This is a genomic window from Polaromonas sp. P1_G2 (assembly GCF_056405515.1).
In genome coordinates this window covers 1-436 of record NZ_JBFUBY010001246.1, presented here as the reverse complement: position 1 = coordinate 436, position 436 = coordinate 1, and the positions used below count along the sequence as shown (strand labels likewise).

At 62.4% G+C, this 436-nt stretch carries 1 pseudogene; it reads left to right on the top strand.

The window, feature by feature from the left end:
• Nucleotides 1-436, top strand: a pseudogene (locus AC1D0P_RS29975) (ribonucleoside-diphosphate reductase subunit alpha); the annotation flags it as partial.

The window sequence follows — 436 nt, the reverse complement described above, 5'->3', positions numbered from 1 at the left end:
GGACATGCTGGCCGAGCAGCGCGGCGGCTATATCGAAGTCGACCGTTCCGCTACGCTGGACTGGGACGCCCTGCGCAAAAAGATCGCCCAGGACGGCATGCGCAACTCCAACTGCGTCGCCATCGCCCCGACCGCCACCATCTCCAACATCATCGGCGTGGATGCCTGCATCGAGCCCTGCTTCGGCAACCTCTCGGTCAAATCCAACCTGTCCGGTGAATTCACGGTCATCAACCACTACCTGGTGCGCGACCTCAAGCGCCTGAACCTGTGGGACGACGTGATGGTGGTGGACCTCAAGCACTTTGACGGTTCGCTGCGCCCCATCGACCGCGTGCCGCAGGACGTCAAGTCGCTGTACGCCACGGCATTTGAAATCGAGACCTCCTGGATCGTCGAAGCGGCGGCTCGCCGCCAGAAATGGATAGACCAGGCG